Annotated in this window: 16 protein-coding genes; 7 read left to right on the forward strand and 9 right to left on the reverse strand. The window is 50.1% G+C overall.

Translation table 11 applies throughout. The features are described from left to right. Position 1 precedes the first annotated feature (1 nt). The 7 genes from AB1756_05675 (at position 2) to AB1756_05705 (ending at position 7,078) form a co-directional block, all read left to right on the forward strand. Complete coding sequence (locus tag AB1756_05675; GenBank protein MEW5806816.1) at positions 2-1,465, forward strand: Ni/Fe hydrogenase subunit alpha; 1,464 nt, start codon at positions 2-4, stop codon at positions 1,463-1,465. Between the two features lie 59 nt (positions 1,466-1,524). After that, positions 1,525-1,995, forward strand: a complete 471-nt coding sequence (locus AB1756_05680; GenBank protein ID MEW5806817.1) for a hydrogenase maturation protease — start codon at positions 1,525-1,527, stop codon at positions 1,993-1,995. 26 nt (positions 1,996-2,021) lie between these two features. Further along, a complete protein-coding gene (locus AB1756_05685) occupies positions 2,022-2,228 on the forward strand; it encodes a hypothetical protein (GenBank protein MEW5806818.1) in 207 nt (68 codons plus the stop codon). Positions 2,229-2,465: 237 nt separating this feature from the next. Continuing rightward, positions 2,466-4,007, forward strand: coding sequence for a trypsin-like peptidase domain-containing protein (locus tag AB1756_05690; GenBank protein ID MEW5806819.1), 1,542 nt, complete (start codon positions 2,466-2,468; stop codon positions 4,005-4,007). Positions 4,008-4,014: 7 nt separating this feature from the next. Beyond that, positions 4,015-5,196 carry a pyruvate flavodoxin/ferredoxin oxidoreductase gene (locus AB1756_05695; GenBank protein MEW5806820.1) on the forward strand — a complete coding sequence of 394 codons (1,182 nt, stop codon included), beginning with the start codon at positions 4,015-4,017 and terminating at the stop codon, positions 5,194-5,196. A 191-nt stretch (positions 5,197-5,387) separates the two neighbouring features. Beyond that, a complete protein-coding gene (locus tag AB1756_05700) occupies positions 5,388-6,704 on the forward strand; it encodes a thiamine pyrophosphate-dependent enzyme (GenBank protein ID MEW5806821.1) in 1,317 nt (438 codons plus the stop codon). Between the two features lie 119 nt (positions 6,705-6,823). After that, positions 6,824-7,078, forward strand: a complete 255-nt coding sequence (locus AB1756_05705; GenBank protein ID MEW5806822.1) for a hypothetical protein — start codon at positions 6,824-6,826, stop codon at positions 7,076-7,078. 12 nt (positions 7,079-7,090) lie between these two features. On the opposite strand, the gene dacB is transcribed toward AB1756_05705, so the two are convergent. From dacB to AB1756_05750, 9 genes are all read right to left on the reverse strand, one after another. After that, positions 7,091-8,560 (reverse strand): D-alanyl-D-alanine carboxypeptidase/D-alanyl-D-alanine-endopeptidase, encoded by a 1,470-nt coding sequence (gene dacB, locus AB1756_05710; GenBank protein MEW5806823.1) that lies wholly within the window; start codon positions 8,558-8,560, stop codon positions 7,091-7,093. Between the two features lie 98 nt (positions 8,561-8,658). Next, on the reverse strand, positions 8,659-9,144 hold the full coding sequence (locus AB1756_05715) for a 3-isopropylmalate dehydratase (GenBank protein ID MEW5806824.1): 486 nt from the start codon (positions 9,142-9,144) through the stop codon (positions 8,659-8,661). A gap of 25 nt (positions 9,145-9,169) precedes the next feature. Continuing rightward, positions 9,170-10,531, reverse strand: a complete 1,362-nt coding sequence (locus tag AB1756_05720) for a 3-isopropylmalate dehydratase large subunit (protein MEW5806825.1) — start codon at positions 10,529-10,531, stop codon at positions 9,170-9,172. 27 nt (positions 10,532-10,558) lie between these two features. Further along, a complete protein-coding gene (locus AB1756_05725; GenBank protein MEW5806826.1) occupies positions 10,559-11,752 on the reverse strand; it encodes a CaiB/BaiF CoA-transferase family protein in 1,194 nt (397 codons plus the stop codon). A gap of 49 nt (positions 11,753-11,801) precedes the next feature. Next, positions 11,802-12,815, reverse strand: a complete 1,014-nt coding sequence (locus AB1756_05730) for a hydroxymethylglutaryl-CoA lyase (protein MEW5806827.1) — start codon at positions 12,813-12,815, stop codon at positions 11,802-11,804. Positions 12,816-12,879: 64 nt separating this feature from the next. Beyond that, positions 12,880-13,998 (reverse strand): isocitrate/isopropylmalate dehydrogenase family protein, encoded by a 1,119-nt coding sequence (locus AB1756_05735; protein ID MEW5806828.1) that lies wholly within the window; start codon positions 13,996-13,998, stop codon positions 12,880-12,882. 428 nt (positions 13,999-14,426) lie between these two features. Continuing rightward, positions 14,427-19,178 (reverse strand): PAS domain S-box protein, encoded by a 4,752-nt coding sequence (locus tag AB1756_05740; GenBank protein ID MEW5806829.1) that lies wholly within the window; start codon positions 19,176-19,178, stop codon positions 14,427-14,429. Between the two features lie 417 nt (positions 19,179-19,595). Beyond that, positions 19,596-20,177 (reverse strand): carboxypeptidase-like regulatory domain-containing protein, encoded by a 582-nt coding sequence (locus AB1756_05745; GenBank protein ID MEW5806830.1) that lies wholly within the window; start codon positions 20,175-20,177, stop codon positions 19,596-19,598. 225 nt (positions 20,178-20,402) lie between these two features. Then, a partial coding sequence (locus AB1756_05750; GenBank protein MEW5806831.1) for a transposase occupies positions 20,403-20,633 on the reverse strand: 231 nt, incomplete at its 5' end.

Genomic DNA, 20,633 nt, shown 5'->3' on the forward strand with positions numbered 1-20,633 from the left:
CATGGAAAAGAGAATCACCATAGACCCGATTACGAGACTGGAAGGGCATGGGAAGATTGAGATCTTTCTCGATGATCAGGGAAACGTGAAGAATGCCTACCTCCAGGTCCCGGAATTGAGGGGGTTTGAACAGTTCTCAATCGGCAGACCCGCCGAGGAGATGCCACAGATCACTCCCCGCATATGTGGTGTCTGACCAACCGCCCACCATATGGCCGCGACGAAGGCGCTCGATGACCTCTTTCATGTCGAACCGACGCCAGCGGCCAGGAAGATCCGGGAGATCTTCTACAACATATTCATGTTAGAGGACCACACGCTCCATTTCTTCTTCCTTGGTGGTCCGGACTTCGTCGTTGGACCAACAGCGCCAAAAGCGGAGAGAAACATCCTAGGTGTTCTCGGGAAAGTGGGGCTGGAGATAGGTGGAAAGGTCATCAGAGTTAGGCGGGAATGCCGCGATTGGATGAATTACATCGGTGGGAAGGTCATCCATCCTGTCCTGGGCCTCCCCGGGGGTGTTGCCAAGCGAATCGGGGAAGACGAAAGACAGAAGATGATCGAGACGGCAAAATATAGTGTTGAATTCGCCCAGTTTGCCATGAGTATCTTCAACGATGTCGTTCTCAAGAATAAAGAGTATGTGGATGTTGTCCTGGGCGATATATACAAGATGAAAACTTACTACATGGGTTTGGTGGATCAGAACAACAAAGTCAACTTCTATGAGGGAGAGATCAGGGTCGTTTCCCCCGAAGGGATAGAGGTGGCGAGGTTCAAGCCCAGAAACTATCTGGAATATATCAGCGAGCATGTGGAACCCTGGACCTATATGAAATTCCCCTTTCTCAAGAAAGTTGGCTGGAAGGGGTTCATGGAAGGTACGGACAGCGGCATTTACAGAGTCGCTCCCCTGGCCAGGCTCAACGCCTCCGATGGAATGGCAACTCCCATTGCCGATCAAGAGTATAAGAGGATGTTTGAAGTGCTTGGCGGGAAGCCAGCGCACCATACTCTGGCCTTTCACTGGGCGAGATTGATCGAGACAATTTATGCAGCGGAGAGATTCTTGGAGCTGGCAAACGACCCAGAGATTTGCAGCAAGGAAATCCGAAACATTCCAACAGCCACACCGGATGAGGGAATCGGTATGGTGGAAGCTCCACGAGGGCTTCTCATCCATCACTACAAATCAGACCCGAGAGGAATCCTGACGGAAGCCAATCTCATCGTCGCCACGCAGCAGAATCTCTCGGCCATCACCATGTCCGTGAACAAGGCAGCCAAGGCGCTCATCAAGAATGGAAAAGTGGACGATGGTCTTCTCAACATGGTGGAGATGGCATTCCGGCCCTACGATCCCTGCCATGGCTGTGGAACGCACACCCTTCCCGGTGAGATCCCCCTTGTCGTCAACATCTACGATGAGAATGGGAATCTGATAAGGAGGATCACAAGAGAATAGCATTTAAGTGTCAAGGCTTACCGGGGAAAGTAATCAGTGCTGAGAATTAAATAAAGGTAATGACTCTAAGTAGAAAAAAACTGCTTCTTGGGCTGGGGAATACCATCCTGAAGGATGATGGCGTAGGAATCTATGCTGTCAGGAAGATCAATGAAAGGCATCCTTGTAATGGGTGGGACATTGAAGAGAGTGCGCTCTCGGGAGGCAAGCTCTTCGACATCATCATCGATTACCATAAAATTCTCGTAGTCGATTCCATCTTTCAGGAAGACAGGAAACCAGGAGAAATCATGAGATTCGATCTGGAAGACCTTGAGACGCCTTTTGGTTCATCTCCCCATTACATGGGCCTTCCTCATATGCTGCATATAGCCAAACAATTGGATTGGAAGATGCCGCAGCAGATCAGAGTAGTAGCCATCAACGTAAAAGACCCTTACACTTTTCACGAGGGTTTGAGCCCGGAGATTGAGGAAGCCTTTCCCCGTTTCATCAGAGAGATCGAATATGAAATGATGAGCATTGATTGAGATCTCTGTCTTTGAAGGAATCTGCGATGGATTACTGGAGCGGAAAGATCCCGTGCTGGGAGATGAGAGACTGCGCTCGGATAATCTGCGAGAAGTGTCCTGCATTCCAAGACAGGAGCCGACCCTGCTGGGAGATCGAAGATACTCTATGTGACAAGATTATGGGAACGGAGAAAAGCTGCCAGATCTGCAACGTCTATCTGAAGTACAGGAACGTTCGGATGGAAAACTGAACCACAGTGCTCACCACTTGAACTGCATTTATCAACCCGACATCTTAAAAGCTTTTAAAAATGATTGCCTCGGCGGGTTGCACAAGCGTGTGCTCCTTGTTCGTCGCGCGTGCAAAGTGTCGATCAAGAGCGAAAGATTTTTCCAGCACCAAAAGCTGGGGCGTTAATGGTAGCTGAGATTTTTGGTTGATTTCAAAGAGGAGTTTCAGTATAAGATAGACAGAAGGGAGGATGAAGATGAACAAAAATGAAAAAAAACTATTTTTCGCTTTCTTGATGGCCGCATTTCTATTGCCTTTCCTTGTCCCGCAAGGGACCTATGCTCAACAGAGGCTGCGCGTGGGGGAAATTGAACGATACGAGTTCAGCACGCCTCATCCCTATCCTGCCGGGGGTTCCGCCGATTCTCCTGTCATTGATCTGAGCATAAATTATCCGGGGGCGACCTATATCAAAGTCCACTTTGAGAAGATCAATCTGGCAGCCGGAGACCATGTTCTCATCACGGAGCCAACCGGAAGGGAGAAGTATATTATTGAAGGAAGGGGATACAAGGACCGTGAAACGGATGTCTGGGCTCTCTCCGTGCTGGGAGATACGGCGATTGTCCAGCTCTACGCACAGAGCGGCGGAGGGTACGGCTTCGACATCGATTACTTGGCAAGGGGCTTTGAACCGGTCATCGATGAGGTGGTGGAGCCTGAAAGCGTCTGTGGAGCAAACCAGCAGAAAGACGTGAAGTGCTATGAGAACTCCAATCCGATCGAATATTCTAAAGCAAAATCGGCAGTAGTGGTCCTTTACAACGGCGTGGAGAATTGCACGGGCTGGAAGATCTCCTGTCAGAATCAGATTCTCACCAATGAGCACTGCGTCACGAGTCAATACGATGTGGATCGAACGGAGGTCCGCTTTAACTGGATTCGCAATCAGTGCGGCGGGACATCCAGCGCTTATAGCCTGGCTGCTTACGGGAACCAATTCCAGCAGGATGATTACACCCTCGATTACTGTCTCTTCACCATTTCAGGGGACACGAGTAACTGGGGGTGGCTGGCCATTGATGAGCGCCTTCCGTCCGTTGGGGAGCGAATTTACATCCCGCAGCATGCCGGGGGTGAGCCCAAACAGTTCGGGATTGAGGATGACATGAACTCCAGCGGCTACTGTGAAGTGGATGCTGCTCCTTATAACGGCAGGGGGGTAGATACAGATGTAGCTTACTACTGCGATACGCGGGGAGGCTCCAGCGGAAGCCCCGTTCTCTCGTGGCAGACTCATAAAGCAATTGCCATCCACCACTTTGGCGGGTGCCTGAACAGCGGCGTCCGGATGGACCTAATCTGGCCTCAGATTTCAAGCCTTGTGGCTTCCTGCACGCCAACCTGCGGAAACTCTGTTGTGGAAGGCGGGGAGACCTGTGATGATGGGAATACGGTCAGTGGAGATGGATGTTCGTCTACCTGTGATGCGGAGAACAGTGGTCCCTGTCCAGACAGGGATAACGATGGATATGCCAACTGTGAGGTCATCGGATGTGACAGCACCGGCAAACAATGTGGCGACTGTAATGACAATGATCCCAACATCAATCCGGGCGAGAATGAGAAGGGACCCAGAGGCCATGACGGAATAGATAATGATTGCGACGGCGTCGTTGATGGTGGTGGGACAGGGAGTGGTGCGAACGAGAATTGCAGGAACGGTATTGATGATGACCTGGATGGTTACGTGGATTGTGCTGATCCAGATTGCGCCAGCAAAAAATTCTGCCAATAAGGTTCGGATGAAAGATTTTTTGGATGGGAATGAGGCGGTCGTTAGGGGAGCCATTGATGCCGGGTGTGATTTCTTCGCCGGATATCCCATTACTCCTGCCACTCAGATCCTTCTGGGGATGATAAGAGAGTTGCCGCGGGTCGGAGGGGTTGCCATCCAGGCAGAGGATGAGATTGCCTCCATGGGTTTCTGCATCGGCGCCTCGATGACAGGAAAGCGGCCCATGACCGCAACGTCGGGACCGGGGATGAGTCTCTACAGCGAGAACATCGGTCTTGCCATCATGGGCGAGGTTCCGCTCGTCATCGTCAACGTCCAGAGGATGGGACCCGCCACTGGCGGCGCCACAACAGGAGCGGAAGGGGATGTCCAGTTCATGCGATGGATCACATCTGGTGGCTATCCACTCATCGTTCTCTGTCCGCGAACAGTAGCCGAAACATACACGCTGACGATGAAATCGTTCCAATTGGCTGAAAAATTCCGGACACCGGTCATCCTTCTCACGGAAAAGGATCTGGCGCAGACGAGGGAGTCTGTCGAGATCTCAGAGATGAAAAGGATTGAAGTGCTAGCAAGAAAGTCCGCTTCCACGCAGGGAGAGTTCCTGCCGTACAAGTTCAATGCCTTGAGCGATATCCCCGCGTTTTCGCCCATCGGTGGGAAGTATCTCGTGAGATTCACGACTTCCATCCATGACGAGAAAGGCGAGCTGACGATCGATCCGGTTAAGATCGATAGGAAGCTGCGCCATCTCGAACGAAAGATCATGGATGCCGTTGATGATATCTCCATAGTGGACGCGGACATCCAAGAGGGTGCGGAAACGCTTATTATCAGTTACGGCGTCACGGCGCGGTCGGTGGATGAGGCAATTATCACGGCAAGGCAGAACGGCAAAAAAGTCTCCTCGCTTGCCGTTCTTTCCCTCTGGCCTGTTCCTGAAAAGGAGATCCACAGACATCTTGCCGGCATCAGAAGAGTCGTCGTCGCCGAGCAGAATCTCGGCCAATACAGGATTGAGATCGAGAGAATCTTTCATGTTAAGAATCCTAAAAGTAATGATAAAGTCCGAGAAAGCAGAGATGAAAACAGCGGCAGAAATGATGGAGAGGTAATTGGTGTCAATAAGGTGACGGGAGAGATCATCACCCCCCAAGAGATTTTGGAGAGGGCCAAGCTTCTTTGAACGAGATTTGTGATCTGAATCAAGTGAATTCTATGAATGAAATTGAACAAAATCTACAAACTGAATCAAGCAAAAGCTGTAAGCCGGATTGGACAATATCTATAAGTTGAATCAGGCAAGTCCATGAACCAAAAAGATGAGACCTGTGAGCTTTATCGAACGAGATCTGTGAGTTTCTTCGAGCAAGAATTATGAGTTACATAGTTCCCGAGTCGCTTCCGTATTCTTTTTGCCCGGGCTGTGGGCATGGAGTTGGTCTGAACAAGCTGGATGAAGCGATGCAATCGCTTAACCTCGATTCCAGAAAAACGGTAATTGTAACTGACATCGGGTGCATCGGGATATCGGACAGGCATTTCCGCGTGAACACCTTCCATGGCCTGCATGGGAGAGTGATCACTTACGCGACCGGGCTCAAGCTCGCCAATCCGGATCTGACAGTCATCGCGCTTATGGGAGATGGAGGAGCCGGCATTGGCGGTCAGCACCTCCTGAATGCCGCTAGGAGAAACGTCGGAATCACTCTTCTCGTCTTCAACAACATGAATTTTGGGATGACTGGCGGGGAGCATTCCGTGACGACCCCTTTTGGATTCTATACCTCATCGACGCCGCCACCGGGCGGAAATCTCGAAATGGGGATGGATCTCTGCAGCATCGCCGGTGCTGCCGGGGCCGGATTTGTTGCAAGGGGAACCGTCTTCGACAGCGATCTCTCCGCCACCATTGTTAAAGCTATCTCTTATGAGGGCTTCTCCATCGTCGATATCTGGGAACTCTGCACGGCCTACTTTGTGCCGAACAACAGGTTCAGCAAAAAGGGCTTAATGGAAACGCTCGAAAAGCTGAATCTAAAAACAGGGGTCCTTGTCCACAAGGAGAAGATGGAATACAGCCGCTGGTACAGGGAAGCTTACGAGAGTCTTAGAAGGGAAGGGGGAAAAAAGCACAGAGGCTTTGAAGCGAAGTTTACGCATGCTCTCGATAAGAAGATAGATTTCATCCTGGCAGGCGGAGCAGGGCAAAAGATACGCTCTTCGGCAGGATTCCTCGGATATGCGGCCGTTCTTTCAGGACTCTGGGTGACGCAGAGAGATGACTATCCCATCACCGTCATGACGGGACACTCCATTTCTGAAATGTCGCTGAGCCCTGCAAGGATCCTCTACGTCGGGATAACCATCCCTGACTTCATGATCGTCGTCTCTCCCGAAGGGCTGAAAAAGGTCAGGACGAGGATCGAAAGAATGGAAAAGGGTTCCCTCCTCATTATAGATAGCAAGCTCCAGCCGTCGGGCACGGAGGCAGAAATCATATCACTTCCATTTTCAAAGGAAGCCGAGAAGGTTGACCGAAGGTCGGTTGCCCTCTATGCCGTTACCGCCTTTCTCAAGAAGACAGGTATCATCCCCCTCGAAGCGCTCAAAGAAGCCGTATCGCGAACACAAAAGAGAGAGTTCTCCAAACTCAACCTCAAAGCCATCGACGCCGCCTCTTCCCTGATATAGATAGAGCTTTTTAAATGTCTTGTTCGAGTTCGTACAGGTTGAATAAAAAAGGTTTAATTTTCCTGGTGGAAGCGTTAAAATCAGGGCGAGATTCTTTCTTGGCGGAGGGAGAGAAAGCCATGACAGAAAAAGAGATCGGCAAGATCACTCATTATTTCGGAAAGATCGGCGTGGCAGTCCTGGAACTCAGCGCGGATCTGAAAGTCGGGGACACAATCCACATCAAAGGGCATTCCGAGGATTTCAATCAGAAAGTGGAATCTATACAGATAGAGCATGAGAATATCCCGGAAGCGAGAGCCGGCCAGTCCGTGGGCATGAAGGTCAACCAGAAAGTCCACCCTGGCGACAAAGTCTTCCTGCTCACCGAGTGAAAAAGACCCTCTTCAGTTCGAGGAACTGGAGGAGGAGATGGCTTCGCAGAACTTGTCCATCTGTTCCTGAACGTCGTAAGGTCCGCACTTCGAGGAATTGACGATAAAGGCAAAAGCGAACCTCTCGCCGGAAAGGTTTTCAACGTATCCTGAAAGAGACTTGACCCCGCTTATATAGCCCGTTTTTCCACGGACTCTCCTTGCAACGCCGTTGTTGTAAAGTTGCCTCCTCAAAGTTCCGTCGGCTCCTCCGATCGGAAGAGATGAGACAAACTCATAACCCTCACCAAATTTCTCATCCATGGACTTAAGGAGATGCGTGAGACAATCTGCTGTCAGGAGGTTTCTCCTCGACAGTCCCGAGCCATCCAGGATAGCGATACGAGAAGTATCTATTCCAGAATTTCTCAGAAACATCCTCAGCACGTCGCAGCCTTTTTCCGTTGTTCCTGGCTGACCGATGACTTCTGCCCCGAGCGTCTTCAGGAGCATCTCGGCGATGAAGTTGTTGCTGTTCTTGTTCATGTCGTAGACGATCTGAGCCAGAGGCTTCGATTTGAACACGAGAATCTGCCTTGCCTTCGATGGGACCGGTCCACTTTTTATCGTACCTGTGACTTCGACGCCCAATTCTCTGAGCGTTTCTCTGATGCATGAGAGCGTGTAGAGGGTTGGATTATCGACGCTCCTGTATTCGCTGAATTCCCCTGAGCGGTAGGAGATGGAGCCGCTCAAGAGAATTCTGTTTGCCCCCTCTTCGAAGACCCTTCGTATGAAGAGATTGTTGTTGCCGTTATTGGTCTTTGCGTTGTTGATGATCCTGAAGAAATCGGAAAATGGAAAAAGGGTTACGATCGGTTTCCCTCCCGCTTGTCCAGGTTTGATGGTGATACGAACGGAACTATAGTTGCAGGAAAGAGCACTGACAGGAGCTCCGTAAGGGTTGTCATCAACATTGTCGGGCCAGCTCACTGGCTTCGGAATCGAATCGAAGTAGGTGTCATCCCCGATGATATCCTCTTCGATCCTCCTTATACCCGACTCGCAGAACTCCTTCATCATGATCCAGACATTCTCGCCTACGAGATCGGGCGCGCCGTAACCCTTCACGCAGAGGTTTCCCTTGAGCGTCTTGCCTGAGATCTGTCCATCATGATAGAGGACGGTCTTGAAAGTGTATTCCGGCTTGAGATAGTGAAAGGCAGCCGCAGAAGTCAGGACTTTCATATTGGAGGCAGGAATGAGCGGCTCATATGCGTTCTTCTCGAAGATGACTTCACCGTCATCGAGGGAAACCACCTTTATTCCGACATTTGCCTTCACGAGGCATTTGGATGAGGCAATGGCTGCGAGCTTATCCCTCAACGCAAGGTTGATCTTCTTCTTTGCGGCAGGTTTTCTTGCCGGAGCGCCGAAAGCGAGGATGATAATGAGAGAGGGGATGAAGAATGTCGAACATATTCTTATTACAAGCTTCTTCATTTTTTTCTTCTATATTATGATTCAAAAATCCATCTCAATCATCTATAGTCTATCAGAATTCAGGAAATTCCTGAATTCCCCGCAGCCATTTTTATGATCTAGCGCAGAAGTTTCTGGCGGGTGTACGGGATGAGGCCGCCGGCGTCTATGATGACCTGGCGTGCCGCAGGCAGAGGTACTATTTCAAATTGCTTGCCCGACGCCCGGTTGATGACCTTATCGGCTGTTATGTCCAGTTCATCCCCTTCCGAGGCTTCGATCCCTGGGCATACGATGGTCTTCAATCCGAGATTGATCGAATTCTGGAGAAATATCCTGGCAAAATCTTTCGCGATAACGATGAGTTCATGGCCTTTAAGGCAGGAAACGGCTTGCTCCCGCGAGGACCCACAGCCGAAGTTCTTACCGGCGATGATGACACTTCCCGCAGGAACCTCTTTCTTCCTGAGCTTCGCGTTGAATTCGGCCATATCGGTAAAGGCATACTGCGGGGTCTCTGATGGAAGAACCGTTGCCATGAACCTTCCCGGATAGATGATGTCAGTCGAAATGTCATCCCCTAAGCTCAAGACGACCCTGGGCATTTAGCTTGCTCCTTTCTCACTCTTTTCAGAGTTCTGCTTGGGATCTTCTGTTTCTTGAAATCTTCTTGTTTTTTGATACGGCGATGAAGAGTGTTTCGGGAGAAGTGATGACGCCGGTGATGGCGCTGGCTGCTGCAACGGCAGGAGAACAGAGATAGACCTCCGCATCGGAATTCCCCATTCGCCCCTTGAAGTTGCGATTTGTTGTTGCCAGAGCGACATCTCCGTCCGCGAGCGCTCCCTGATGCACACCCAGGCATGGGCCGCAGCCGGAGTTCATGATGACTGCGCCTGATTTCAAGAAGTCAGCGATGTAACCTTTTTCAAGAGCCTGGCGATAAATTCTGGCCGAGGCAGGGAAGATGAGCATCCTGACGCTTCGGGCAATCTTTTCCCCTTTGAGAATTTCCGCCGCGATGGCAAGATCATCGAGCCGCCCATTGGTGCAAGAGCCTATTACTATCTGATCAACCTTCTTTCCCTCGACTTCATGGAGTGGCTTCACGTTGTCCACGGTGTGGGGACAGGCGATCATGGGCTCCAGCATGGAAGCATCTACCTCGATGACCTTATCGTAAATTGCATCTGCGTCGGGTCCAAAGAAACCCGTCTGATCAGTGAGGATTATCTCTTTTAACCCGGCTTCCTCTCTCAAATAGCGGATGGTTTCTATATCGGGCGGAACAATGCCTGACGTGGCGCCTGCCTCGACGGACATGTTGCAGAGGACCAATCGTCCCGAAGTTGACATCTTCCTGATGGCTGGACCATGAAATTCGATGACTTTGAAGTTTGCCCCCTCTGCCGAGATCTTTCCGATCAAATAGAGGATCAGATCTTTTGGTGAAACCCACTTCCTGAAAGCACCGTTCACGACGACCTTAATCGTCCCCGGAACTTCAATGTTCAGGACTTTCCCGAGTGCCCAGACAGACGCCATCTCCGTTGCGCCGATTCCAAAAGAGAAAGCGCCCAGCGCACCGTGGCTCGTCGTATGGCTGTCGGTTCCGACGATCAGGCATCCCGGGTGAACGTAGCCATTCTCTGCTAGGATCTGATGGCAGATGCCCCCTTCATCTCCGCGAATGTCATGGAATTTCGTGATGCCCTGCTCCGCTATGAAATTTCTCACCCTCTTTTGATTGATCGCCGTTTTCGAACTCTCGGCGGGAACGCGATGGTCGAAGATGATGGCGATCCTTGAGGGATCCCAGACTCCTGGTTTGAGCCCAGTTCCCCTGAATATCTCGAGGAACTGGTTGATAACCAGGGCGGCGTTATCGTGAGACATCGCGAGGTCAACCGCTGGCTCAAGGAGATCACCAGCCTTGACGGAAGATTGTTCCGTGGCTTTCGCCAGGATCTTCTCCACCATTGTCATTCCCATATCTCTCTCCAAATCCTAAATCATTTGCTAAACAACCTTCTTATCTCTCAGGGCTCCGATCTCATCTTTTGTGTAGCCCAGTTCGGTGAGGATCTCTTCGGTGTGGGCGGAGAGGCGAGGAGGCGGAGCATCGATACTCCCAGGAGTCTTCTCGAACTTCGCGCTCAGGTTAAAGAGCTTGACTCCGCCGATGCCGGGCACATTGACTTCTCTGATCGTCCCGCGGTGCTTGATCTGATCCTGCAGCAGAGCATCTTCGAGCTTCAGAATTTCGCCGGAAGGGATCTCCCGTTCATTGAGGACCTCGGCCCAGTGCGTCGTTGTCTTTTCCATCAACTTCTCTTCGAGAATAGGCGTCAATTCCTTACGATTGGCTTTTCGCGTGTCCCGTTCCTGGAAGCGCGGGTCGCTCTTAAGCCAGGCCAGGTTCAGGATATCGGTTAGAGCCTCCCACTGTTTCTGCTCGTTGGCGGCGATGTTGATGTAGCCGTCTTTCGTGCGGAAGGTCCCAGAAGGAGCCGCCGTGAAGTTGTCATTCCCCATCAGAACCGGCTGCTTCTTTCCGATCAGAAGATTGGCAGCGACCCAGCCCATCAGGGGCATGATGGAGTCTATCATCGCAATATCGATGAACTGACCTTCTCCGGTCCTCTCACGATGGAACATGGCAGCCATGATGGCAAAAGCCGCATTCAGTCCACCGACAGTATCGCATACTGGAAAGCCGCAGCGCAGAGGATTTAGCCTCTCATCTCCATTGATCGCCATGACTCCGCTCAGTCCCTGGATGATCTGGTCATAAGCAGGCTTGAAGGCGTCCGGTCCTGTCTGCCCGAATCCCGAGATGGCACAGTAGATAAGACTGGGATTGATCTCTCGCAGTCTCTCGTAGCCGAGGCCCAGGCGTTCCATGACACCAGGACGGAAATTCTCAACGACGACGTCCGCCGTCTTGACGATCTTTCGGAAGATATCCTTCCCTTCATCCAACTTCAGGTTCAGGGTCAGCGATTTCTTGTTGGCGTTCTGTGCGAGGAAGCTCGTCCCCATCAGTTGCTTGTTGAGATTGGGAGCCGCTCCCAGTTTGCGGGCAAGGTCTCCGCCGGATGGATTCTCAATCTTTATGACTTCTGCACCGAGGAGCGCCAGATGAATCGTGGCGAATGGTCCCGCTAGAACATTCGTCAGATCTATGATGCGTATTCCCGATAGTATCTTCATTTCAAAGTCTCATATTACGCTTATGTTGTCCCATGCGCTTTTTTCTTTATTAGCTCTCTTGTGCGGATTGTATCGGGAGCCGGCCGATTCTGTGCAGGAAGCCTGGAAGCGCACGGTTAAGAAACTGGCTGGCATCTTTCGTGATCTCGATTATCCTGTCGAGATCAACATCCAGGCGCAGGTTCATCCGCTGGAGAAAGTAGATGAAATCCTCAGTGCATATGTTCCCACTCGACCTGGCTGAGAATGGGGAACCCCCGAGACCGCCGAAAGAGGTTTCGAAGTATCTGACTCCCGTTTTCATAGCAGCATAGCAATTTGTAAGCCCCAGTCCGTATGTTTCGTGAAAATGGCAGGCGAACTCTGCCTGGCCCGACTTCGCTCCTTGATTCATTGCGGTATCGAACAAGCGCTCGACTTGCTGCGGGTGGGCATGACCGGACGTGTCCGCCAGGCTGATGTTCTTCAGTCCGGCATCAAGATACTGCTTTGCGATTTTGAGAACTGCTTCTTCATGAACAAGTCCTTCATAGCTGCAGCCAAAGGCGTTCTGGACCGATACCTGGACCTTCTTCCCTGCATCGAGTGCCCTTTTCGCCATGACGAGGATTCGTTTTAAAGCTTCCCCGGAACTCATCCCTGTGTTCTTTCTGCTGTAGGTGTCGCTTGCCGAAATTCCCATGCAGAAGAGCTCCACGCCGCAGGCCATCCCTCGCTCGAGTCCCCTCTCATTCAATACCAGACCGGATAGAACCACAGAGCCCTGCTTCGTTTCAGAATCCGGTTTCGTTTGTTGATCTGATATCAATCCGGGATCAATTGCTGTTCTTGAATTCTGCCTGATTTGCCATGCAAGATGCGCGAACAATCTGTCCGTATCTGCCATCTGCGGAACTTTCTCAGGATGAACGAACGAGCCGATCTGAATGATATCCACTCCTGATTCAATCAGATTCTGTATCCATTTCATCTTCAGTTCAGTAGGGACGATCGGCTTCTCTACCTGAAGCCCATCCCTCATGCCTACATCATGGATCACTATACTGGTATCGTTCTCATGCATTGATGTTTTCTCCTCGATGCTCACTGTATTGAAATATGTCTGCAGTGTCCTCTAGACAGCTGCTCTATAATTTAGAGGTGATGGCATCAGCCATTTCCAGCGTCGTGCTGCTTCCACCCATATCGTAGGTCCTGACCTTGTCTTCTCTTATTACGGCCGCGACAGCTTTCTCGATCTGATCACCCTTTTCCATTTCACCGAGCCAGTCCAGCATCATCTTGGCAGCCAGGATCGTGGCGATGGGATTGCCTTTGTATTGACCGGCATACTTCGGGGCCGAGCCATGTGTTGGCTCGAAGACGGCGAGCCTGTCTCCGATGTTTCCGGAACAAGCGAATCCAAGTCCGCCCACCAACTGCGCGCAGAGATCGGAGATGATGTCTCCGTAAAGATTCGGAGCCACCAGAACGTCATAGTTGAACGGATTCTTCAGAAGCCACATGCAAATGGCATCAATGTTGGCTTCGTCAAACAGGATCTCAGGATAGGACTTTGCCACATCTCTAGCTGCTTCTAGGAAGAGACCATCCGTTGCGCGGACGACATTAGCCTTGTGGACTATGGTCACTTTCCTGCGCCCGAACTTTCTTGCGAATTCGAAAGCCATTCTGACAATTCTTTCGGACCCCTTGCGCGTGTTGATCTTGCAGGAGATTGCGTATCGGTCATGTGGCAAGTCCTTGAAAGCGGCAAATGGTACTGAATGTTTTGAGAGGACCTCGACAAGTTCGGCCGGCACGGCGTTGAATTCCACTCCTGAATATAGATCCTCAGTGTTCTCACGGAAGACGATGAGATCGATTCCTTCTCTATAATTGAGAGGATTGCCTGGATAGGCTTTGCAGGGACGAAGGCAGGTATAAAGGTCAAAGAGCTGGCGCATCCTGACGATTGGAGACCGATAGACAAGCCCCTTACCTTTTAGTTCCGTGGACAACTCTTCTTCCGCAGCTTTAACAGGTTTGGACGTGATGGCTCCAAACATCGCTGCATCGACATTCTTCAACAGGTCGATGGTGCGCCGGGGAAGTGCATCACCCTCCCCGCACCAGACATCCCACCCTATATCACCATGGATGTATTCGGCATCGAGCTTCAGTCTATCGAGAACAATCTTTGCCGCTTCGAGGACTTCCACACCGATTCCGTCTCCTGGTAACCATGCAATCCTATGCTTTGCCATAAAAACCTCCTTCGCTAAGGTAGCACAGAGAACCTCTTCCCGCAAACCAGCTATTTATTTCCGTGCGCCCTCCCCCTCCTCAAGGAGTTCACCACATCATCGAGCCAGAAGGCGCACCAGCGGATATCTTTTGACGGGGTGATTCTCCCTTGAGGAATGAATGGATGATTCTTTCTTGAGGAAAAGTTTGCCTCATTCCGGCCTCTTCTCTCCCCTTTGCTTCCCTATCCATCCCTGATTCCACTTGCTCGTTCCCTCTTGACAATCATCTTTCTACAGGTATATACATTATCCGGAGAAGTTGACCAGCATCAAGAGTGGATGAATCGGGGAAAAGTTGACAACATGCCACTGAATAGAAAAAAGAAATTCCTATCAATGTCATGGCAATGACAAGGCAAAGCTCAGCGGATATTCCTCAGGAAGAGCTACATCTGTGGAACCATTTCTTTCTGGCGCTCGTTCATGATCCTTCGAACCGTTATGGCCACTTCCCTGAGGGTGTAAGGCTTTTGGAGGAAAGCCTTCACGCCGAGCTTCATGAGGTCCGTTTTCTTAGGAGTTTCCAGATAACCGCTGGCGACCAGAACATGGACCTGGGAGTTGATCTCTTTCAATTTGACAAAGACCTGGTCCCCAGAGACCCTGGGCAAACCGATATCGAGAATGATGAGGTCGACCGAAGAGGCTTTGTCTTTGTACAAAGCGATGGCTTCCATTCCATCCTGAGCTTCGAGGACACGATATCCAAGGGGAATGAGCAGTTCCCTCAACACTTCTCTCAAAGCCTCTTCATCTTCGACGATGAGAATCGTTTCGCGCCCTCCCTCTATTTCCCCCTCTTGTCCTGAAATGGCTGGGGCTTCCGAAGGTAACGAGGCCTCAGGCAGGTACAGGGAGAAGGTGGTTCCCATCCCGCGGCCACTTCTCACATCAATGAGCCCCTTATGTCTGGTGATGATCCCATGAACGATGGAGAGCCCCAATCCGGTCCCTTTCCCTTTTTCTTTGGTGGTGAAGAATGGGTCAAAGATATGTTCCTTTGTCCAATCATCCATGCCCACGCCGGAATCGGAAATGTGCAGAGCGAAGTATTCTTCATGAGGAACTTCAGAGAACCTCTGCAACAATTCTTTTTGATGGATTCCCTTTAGGCTGATATCGAGGGTTCCTCCGGAGGGCATGGCGTCCCTGGCATTCATACAGATATTCAAAATGGCCTGGATCAGTTGTTCCTTATTGGCCATGATGAAAGCATTGGAATCCTGGATGTTCGTCCTGATGGAGATGTTTTTTTCGAAGGTGTGCTCCAGGATTTTGACCGTATCTTCAATAACGAGAGGAAGAGAAACAGGGATGAGCTTGGCCTCTTCCGTCCTGGCGAAGAGAAGGAGGCGCTTGACAATTTCAGAGCCTCTCGCTACGGCATCCATCGACATATTGATCAATTTTTTGGATTTTTCCTGGAGGTCATTGTTTTGAATGATGTCCAGGGACCCGCTGATGATACCGAGAATGTTATTAAAGTCATGAGCGATGCCGCCTGCCAGTTGACCCAGGCTCTCCATTTTTTGCGAGCGCATCAATTGAATCTCGAGGATTTTTTCTTTGCTGAGATCGAGCATCGTTCCAATGATGGCGGGCTTGCCTTTGTAGGATGCTACATTGCCAAGGACTCTGATCGGGATGATCTCCCCATTTTTCTTGATCGCCTTGATTTCATACTCTGCGGTTTTGATATCTCCTCTCAAGCGATTTTCAATATTTGTCTGAACTACCTCTCTATCATCGGGGTGTGTCAGATCGAGAGGGCTAAGTTTCTCAACGATCTCATCATAGCGATAGCCCAGGATCTCGCATAAGCGCTTGTTGACGAATTTGAACATTCCCTCCTGAATGATGTAAGCGCCGATCAGGGATTCCTCCACAGCCGCCTTGTATTTCTCCTCCGATTCCCGAAGAGCCTTTTCAGCGATCTTGTGCTCGGTGATGTCCACCGTCGTCCCCTCGAATCCGGTCAGGTGGCCCCGGTCATCCCGGACAGCGCGTGCGTCCTCTGACACCCATATCACACAGCCATCTTTGCGATAGACCTCCGACTCAAACCTCGAGATGGAGTCGTTTTCTTCCACCAATCGGATGAACTCCTCGCGGCGGCCCGGTTTGACATAAAGATGATTGAGATCTTTGAGCGATTCCATCAATTCTTCAGGGGAGTCATATCCGTAGATCCGCGCCAGTGTTGGGTTGGCGGTGATGTAATGCCCGTCCACGGTTGTTTGGAATATCCCCATGACGGCATTTTCGAAAATGGTGCGATACTTCTCTTCCGATTTTTGCAGCTTATCCTCTGCCCGCTTGCGTTCCATCACCCTCCCGAGATTGGTGCCGATAGGAACCATGATCTGCATCAGCGACTCATCGGGCTCCATTTCCTGCTCTGAGAAAAATTCCAGAACGGCCACAACTTCCGTTCGGATCAAGACGGGAAAGGCGCAACCAGATTTGACTCCGATATCCCTGGCAAGCTTCGCTCTGGGGAAATTCGGATCTTTGTTGACATCTTTGATCCATGCCGGCTTCCCGCTGGACCAGACGCGGCCAGGCAGTCCGACTCCGGGAGCAAAGCTTGTCTCTTCGGTGACCCTCCGGAATGTTTCGAAACGCTGAGGATGCTGGAAATGCCATAGAGAGCTGGGAATGAGCTTGCCTTCTGTTTCTTTAATGATATAGGCATGTCCGATCGGCCAGCCGGAGTAAGCACAGACCTTATCGAGAACTGTCTGAATCGCCTCCTCCACTGAAGAGGCCATGTTAGCTGCAATCGCGGCTTCCTGAAGCAATTGAACGCCCTTGCTCTTTTGCTGCAAGGCCTGTTCCGCCTTCTTGCGGATGGTGATATCGTGGGCCAAATGGACAAATGCCATAACCTGCCCTTGGTCGTCATAGATGGGTGAAGCGGTTATGATGAAATCTCCGCCCAATGACTCTATATGGTATTCCACCTGATGTTCCCGGTCATCGACCAGAAGTTGAGGGTGGAGGAAGAAGTCCAGCGGTTGTTTTTCTTTGTGAATGGCTTCGTAGCATTTCATTCCCACCATATCTTCTGGAGTATAACCAAGGCGGTCGGCCATCGCTTTGTTCACCCGCCTGATGCGAAAATCGGTGTCGATGATCGCGATGAGGTCAGAGACCGAATCAAAGGTCCGTTCCCATTCTTCTTTGGCTCGTATGATCGTTTTGTTGAGGTGAGCATTTTCCATGGCGATGGCGGCCTGGGAGGTCAGCTCCGAAAGGAGGAGCTCATCCTCTTCATCAAAAGCTCGAAGCTCGCCCTTTTCGACATTGATGACGCCGATCACCTTCTCCTTGACTTTGACCGGAACACACAATTCTGAACCTTTTTGAAATCTGATGGGGATATATCGGTCATCCAGGCTGGTATCTGGAAGGTTGATGGCTTCCCCCGATCGAGCCACAGCAGCGGTGATTCCCTTGCCCGTATGAATGGGAATTCGAAACCCCTTGGCGATGGGGAAAATTTCCGTGCTGTCGAAGACGACCAATTCCTGTTTATTGTCATCAACGAGGAGAAAATCGCACACTTCAAAATTCAGAATCTTCCGGGCGGTCTCGAGGATCGTGCGGATGATCTGTTCCTCATTGAGGAGGGTGATCATTTTCCGGCTCAGGTCATAGATGCTGGAAATTTTTTCCTGAAGATGTTTCTGCTCCGTGATGTCTTTATTCGTCGCCACGAAGTGCGTGATTCGCCCTTTATCATCAAGAACAGGCGTGATGGTGGTCTCCGAATAAAATAGCTCGCCATTCTTCTTGGCGTTGATGATGATTCCTTTGTATGTCCTTGCGGAGAGAATCGTTTTCCATAAGCGCTCATAAAACGGCTGATCATGCTTTCCTGATTTCAAGATGGCCGGAGTCTTTCCAATGATTTCCTCCCGGGTATATCCCGTGATCAACTTGAAGGAGGGGTTCACATACTCGATGATTCCCTTCGCATCGGTGATGAGCACCATATCGGCTGTTTGCTCGATGGCGTTGGAGAGTTTTTTCAAGGCTTCTTCCGCCTTTTTCCATTGCGTCTTGAGTGTTGCCCTCTCCTTCCAGTGCTTGGCCAGGGCGCGGGAGGCGAGGGTTTCTTTATAATTTCTATAGAAGACAAGAGAGCCGAATGAAAGGATCAGGACGATCGCCGTGATCAGAAGAAAAGTTTCTTTAAGCATCTTCCTGGGGAAAGCGATGGCGTAACTGTAAGGGCTGCTAGATACAACGATCCATTTGGCGTTTTCAAATTCCATAGGTGAAAAGGAGGCCAGTTTCTCTGGCTCCCCATTCATGCGGTAGACGGTCGTCCCCTGGCTTTTTTGAACGATTTGTTCGACATAGTCAAAAGAGATATGACATCGATAACACTCTGGTTGGACCTGTTGAATGCTGTTGAATTGCATCTCCGGGTGACGGACCTGGAAGAGGAGGATTCCCTTGGAATCGATGATCCACGCATCAAAACTTCTTCTCAAGCCTAAATCTAAAGCGACTTCCCTGAGGAATCTTTCCATGTCGAGGACCATCACAATGACACCATTGAACTTTTGCCTGGCGGCGGAACGACCCTGATCCTGGGCATCCAGATATAAAGGCTTGGCCAGGGCAAGATTTAAATACTTCTTTTTTTCCTGGGGACCAAAATCCGATGGTCCTGCTGTCTCACCCCAGTGGAAGACCTGTATCTTTTCTATATGTTCACTCTTCTGAGCCCAGCCCCAGAAATGTTCTTTCAGATTCTCCACATCGATGGAAGTCCTGCCGGATGAAAAGACCAGATGCCCCCTTTCATCCATGATGAAAACATCTTTGATATAGAGCTTTCTGAAATAGGAGGAGCAATCATGAATGTCGGTTTCCATCTCCTGGTCTTCGTGACGTTGAATGCTGGGAAACGAAGAGAGCAAGTTCAGACCATGCCTCCTGGCCATGAGAAAATTCTGTATGTTTGTTGATATCTGTTGGGCCAGGAGGAGCTCGTAATCCTTGAAGTCCTTGATGATCTCATCTCTGCTTTTCCTTTGCAAGTCAAAGGCAAGAAAGATGACCGCTGATAAGAGAAAAACCGTGGTGATGAGAATCAAAGGAATCTTCGATTTTCTTATCATCATCGCTCCCATATGATTCAAACCCAGGAACTCAAGTTTCTCAATTAAATATAATTCCCGTCTAGAAAAATTCAAATGAAGCCCAGGCTTGACAACCCTGCTTTTTCTGCCACGGGGATTTCGATCTTTTCATTCAAATGGCCCAGAGGAAGTAAGAAAGCAGCAATATGCCTGGATGTTTCAGGGCATCAGAGAGGCGGGATTTTATTGTTATCTCTTGGGAAGAGGCTCCTCTCATCCAGCAGATCGGTATTTTCACCGAAAATGGCAATTTCAGAGTGCGTGCTTAGGTCTCTTGCCATCCAACTGGATCGTCAAGGAGCGCGGGGGACCGTTTAAAATAAAAGATTTGAACATGCGATCAAAAGATTTTTAGAAATTGCTGGCCCGTATTGATCGCATTTCGAAGACACCCTATGCCTAGTAAGGACTTTGTCTGCCATCATCTCCACCAGCAGCGATGGCAATGCCAATCGCAGCAGCGGACCCGGCCAGAATCGTGGCGACTCCCTTGCCACTCTTGAAGAACGCCTTGGCACCTTTCTTCTCCAGAATCCTGGCGATCCCGGTCGATTCTTTCTTGAGCACTGGAATCTGAGGCTTCTCTTTTCCCTCCCACCATTCTGCCGGCTGCTCTTCAAAGGAGCTTATGGCAAAGGAGATGGAAGTCTTCGTGTTGGGAGCAATATTGAGAGCCTGAGTCGAAATGAAGAGCCCTTCTTCCGTTTCCACCGCAATATCATAATAGCCATAGGGGAGATGCTTCAGTGAATACGACCCTGAAGCATCGGTGGGGATGCTGTTGAAGAGCTTGCCTGACGCGATGTGGTAAGCCTTGACTGTGGCTCCTGCAATGGGAGTTCTGGCATCGGACGCAAGAACCTTGCCGCGGATTTCAGATGTCCCCTCTTCAGAAAAGGCATGTGTCACCATGAGAAGAAACATCAATAAGAAACACAGAGCCGTTAACTTTGGAAAAAATCTTCTTGGAAATCTGACCATTTTTCCATCCTTTTTTATTTTTATAAGTTAAACCAAACAATCCTTGACAGCAAGCTCTCGATAAAATAGCATGACATCAAAGCAAAAATACTTGTTGATATATTATCAAAAAATCTTTTTTGTGAAGAATTATTTTTCGGGGACGCATCATGGCAGAAATTGATTTTTCTGAACGATCCTATCGGAATAAGAGGAACTCCTCAAAGGCAAGGCAATTTTTCTAGCTCATCCGACTAATGCGTACCTGGTCTCATGAAGGAAGTATAGCCGCAGTTTAAAGTAATCCATATCTCGATATCCGTATGCCTGGCGCTTCAGCACCTTGATTTTATTATTGAGTCCTTCCACCCTTGCTGTTGTCATCCGATGATCAAAGTAGTTTAAGATTCCAAAACGATGTTCCTCAAGGGTGTTAGCGAACTTCTCAAGAAGCTCGATTCCGCTGGCCCAGGCTTT

The sequence above is a fragment of the Acidobacteriota bacterium genome, assembly GCA_040752675.1.
Lineage (GTDB): Bacteria > Acidobacteriota > Polarisedimenticolia > JBFMGF01 > JBFMGF01 > JBFMGF01.

Bases quoted from the DNA above. Each gene is read 5' to 3' on its own strand.
- AB1756_05680 (MEW5806817.1), top strand. From the start codon at position 1,525: ATGACTCTAAGTAGAAAAAAACTGCTTCTTGGGCTGGGGAATACCATC.
- AB1756_05685 (MEW5806818.1), top strand. From the start codon at position 2,022: ATGGATTACTGGAGCGGAAAGATCCCGTGCTGGGAGATGAGAGACTGC.
- AB1756_05690 (MEW5806819.1), top strand. From the start codon at position 2,466: ATGAACAAAAATGAAAAAAAACTATTTTTCGCTTTCTTGATGGCCGCA.
- AB1756_05695 (MEW5806820.1), top strand. From the start codon at position 4,015: ATGAAAGATTTTTTGGATGGGAATGAGGCGGTCGTTAGGGGAGCCATT.
- AB1756_05700 (MEW5806821.1), top strand. From the start codon at position 5,388: ATGAGTTACATAGTTCCCGAGTCGCTTCCGTATTCTTTTTGCCCGGGC.
- AB1756_05705 (MEW5806822.1), top strand. From the start codon at position 6,824: ATGACAGAAAAAGAGATCGGCAAGATCACTCATTATTTCGGAAAGATC.
- dacB (MEW5806823.1), bottom strand. From the start codon at position 8,560: ATGAAGAAGCTTGTAATAAGAATATGTTCGACATTCTTCATCCCCTCT.
- AB1756_05715 (MEW5806824.1), bottom strand. From the start codon at position 9,144: ATGCCCAGGGTCGTCTTGAGCTTAGGGGATGACATTTCGACTGACATC.
- AB1756_05720 (MEW5806825.1), bottom strand. From the start codon at position 10,531: ATGGGAATGACAATGGTGGAGAAGATCCTGGCGAAAGCCACGGAACAA.
- AB1756_05725 (MEW5806826.1), bottom strand. From the start codon at position 11,752: ATGAAGATACTATCGGGAATACGCATCATAGATCTGACGAATGTTCTA.
- AB1756_05730 (MEW5806827.1), bottom strand. From the start codon at position 12,815: ATGCATGAGAACGATACCAGTATAGTGATCCATGATGTAGGCATGAGG.
- AB1756_05735 (MEW5806828.1), bottom strand. From the start codon at position 13,998: ATGGCAAAGCATAGGATTGCATGGTTACCAGGAGACGGAATCGGTGTG.
- AB1756_05740 (MEW5806829.1), bottom strand. From the start codon at position 19,178: ATGATGATAAGAAAATCGAAGATTCCTTTGATTCTCATCACCACGGTT.
- AB1756_05745 (MEW5806830.1), bottom strand. From the start codon at position 20,177: ATGGTCAGATTTCCAAGAAGATTTTTTCCAAAGTTAACGGCTCTGTGT.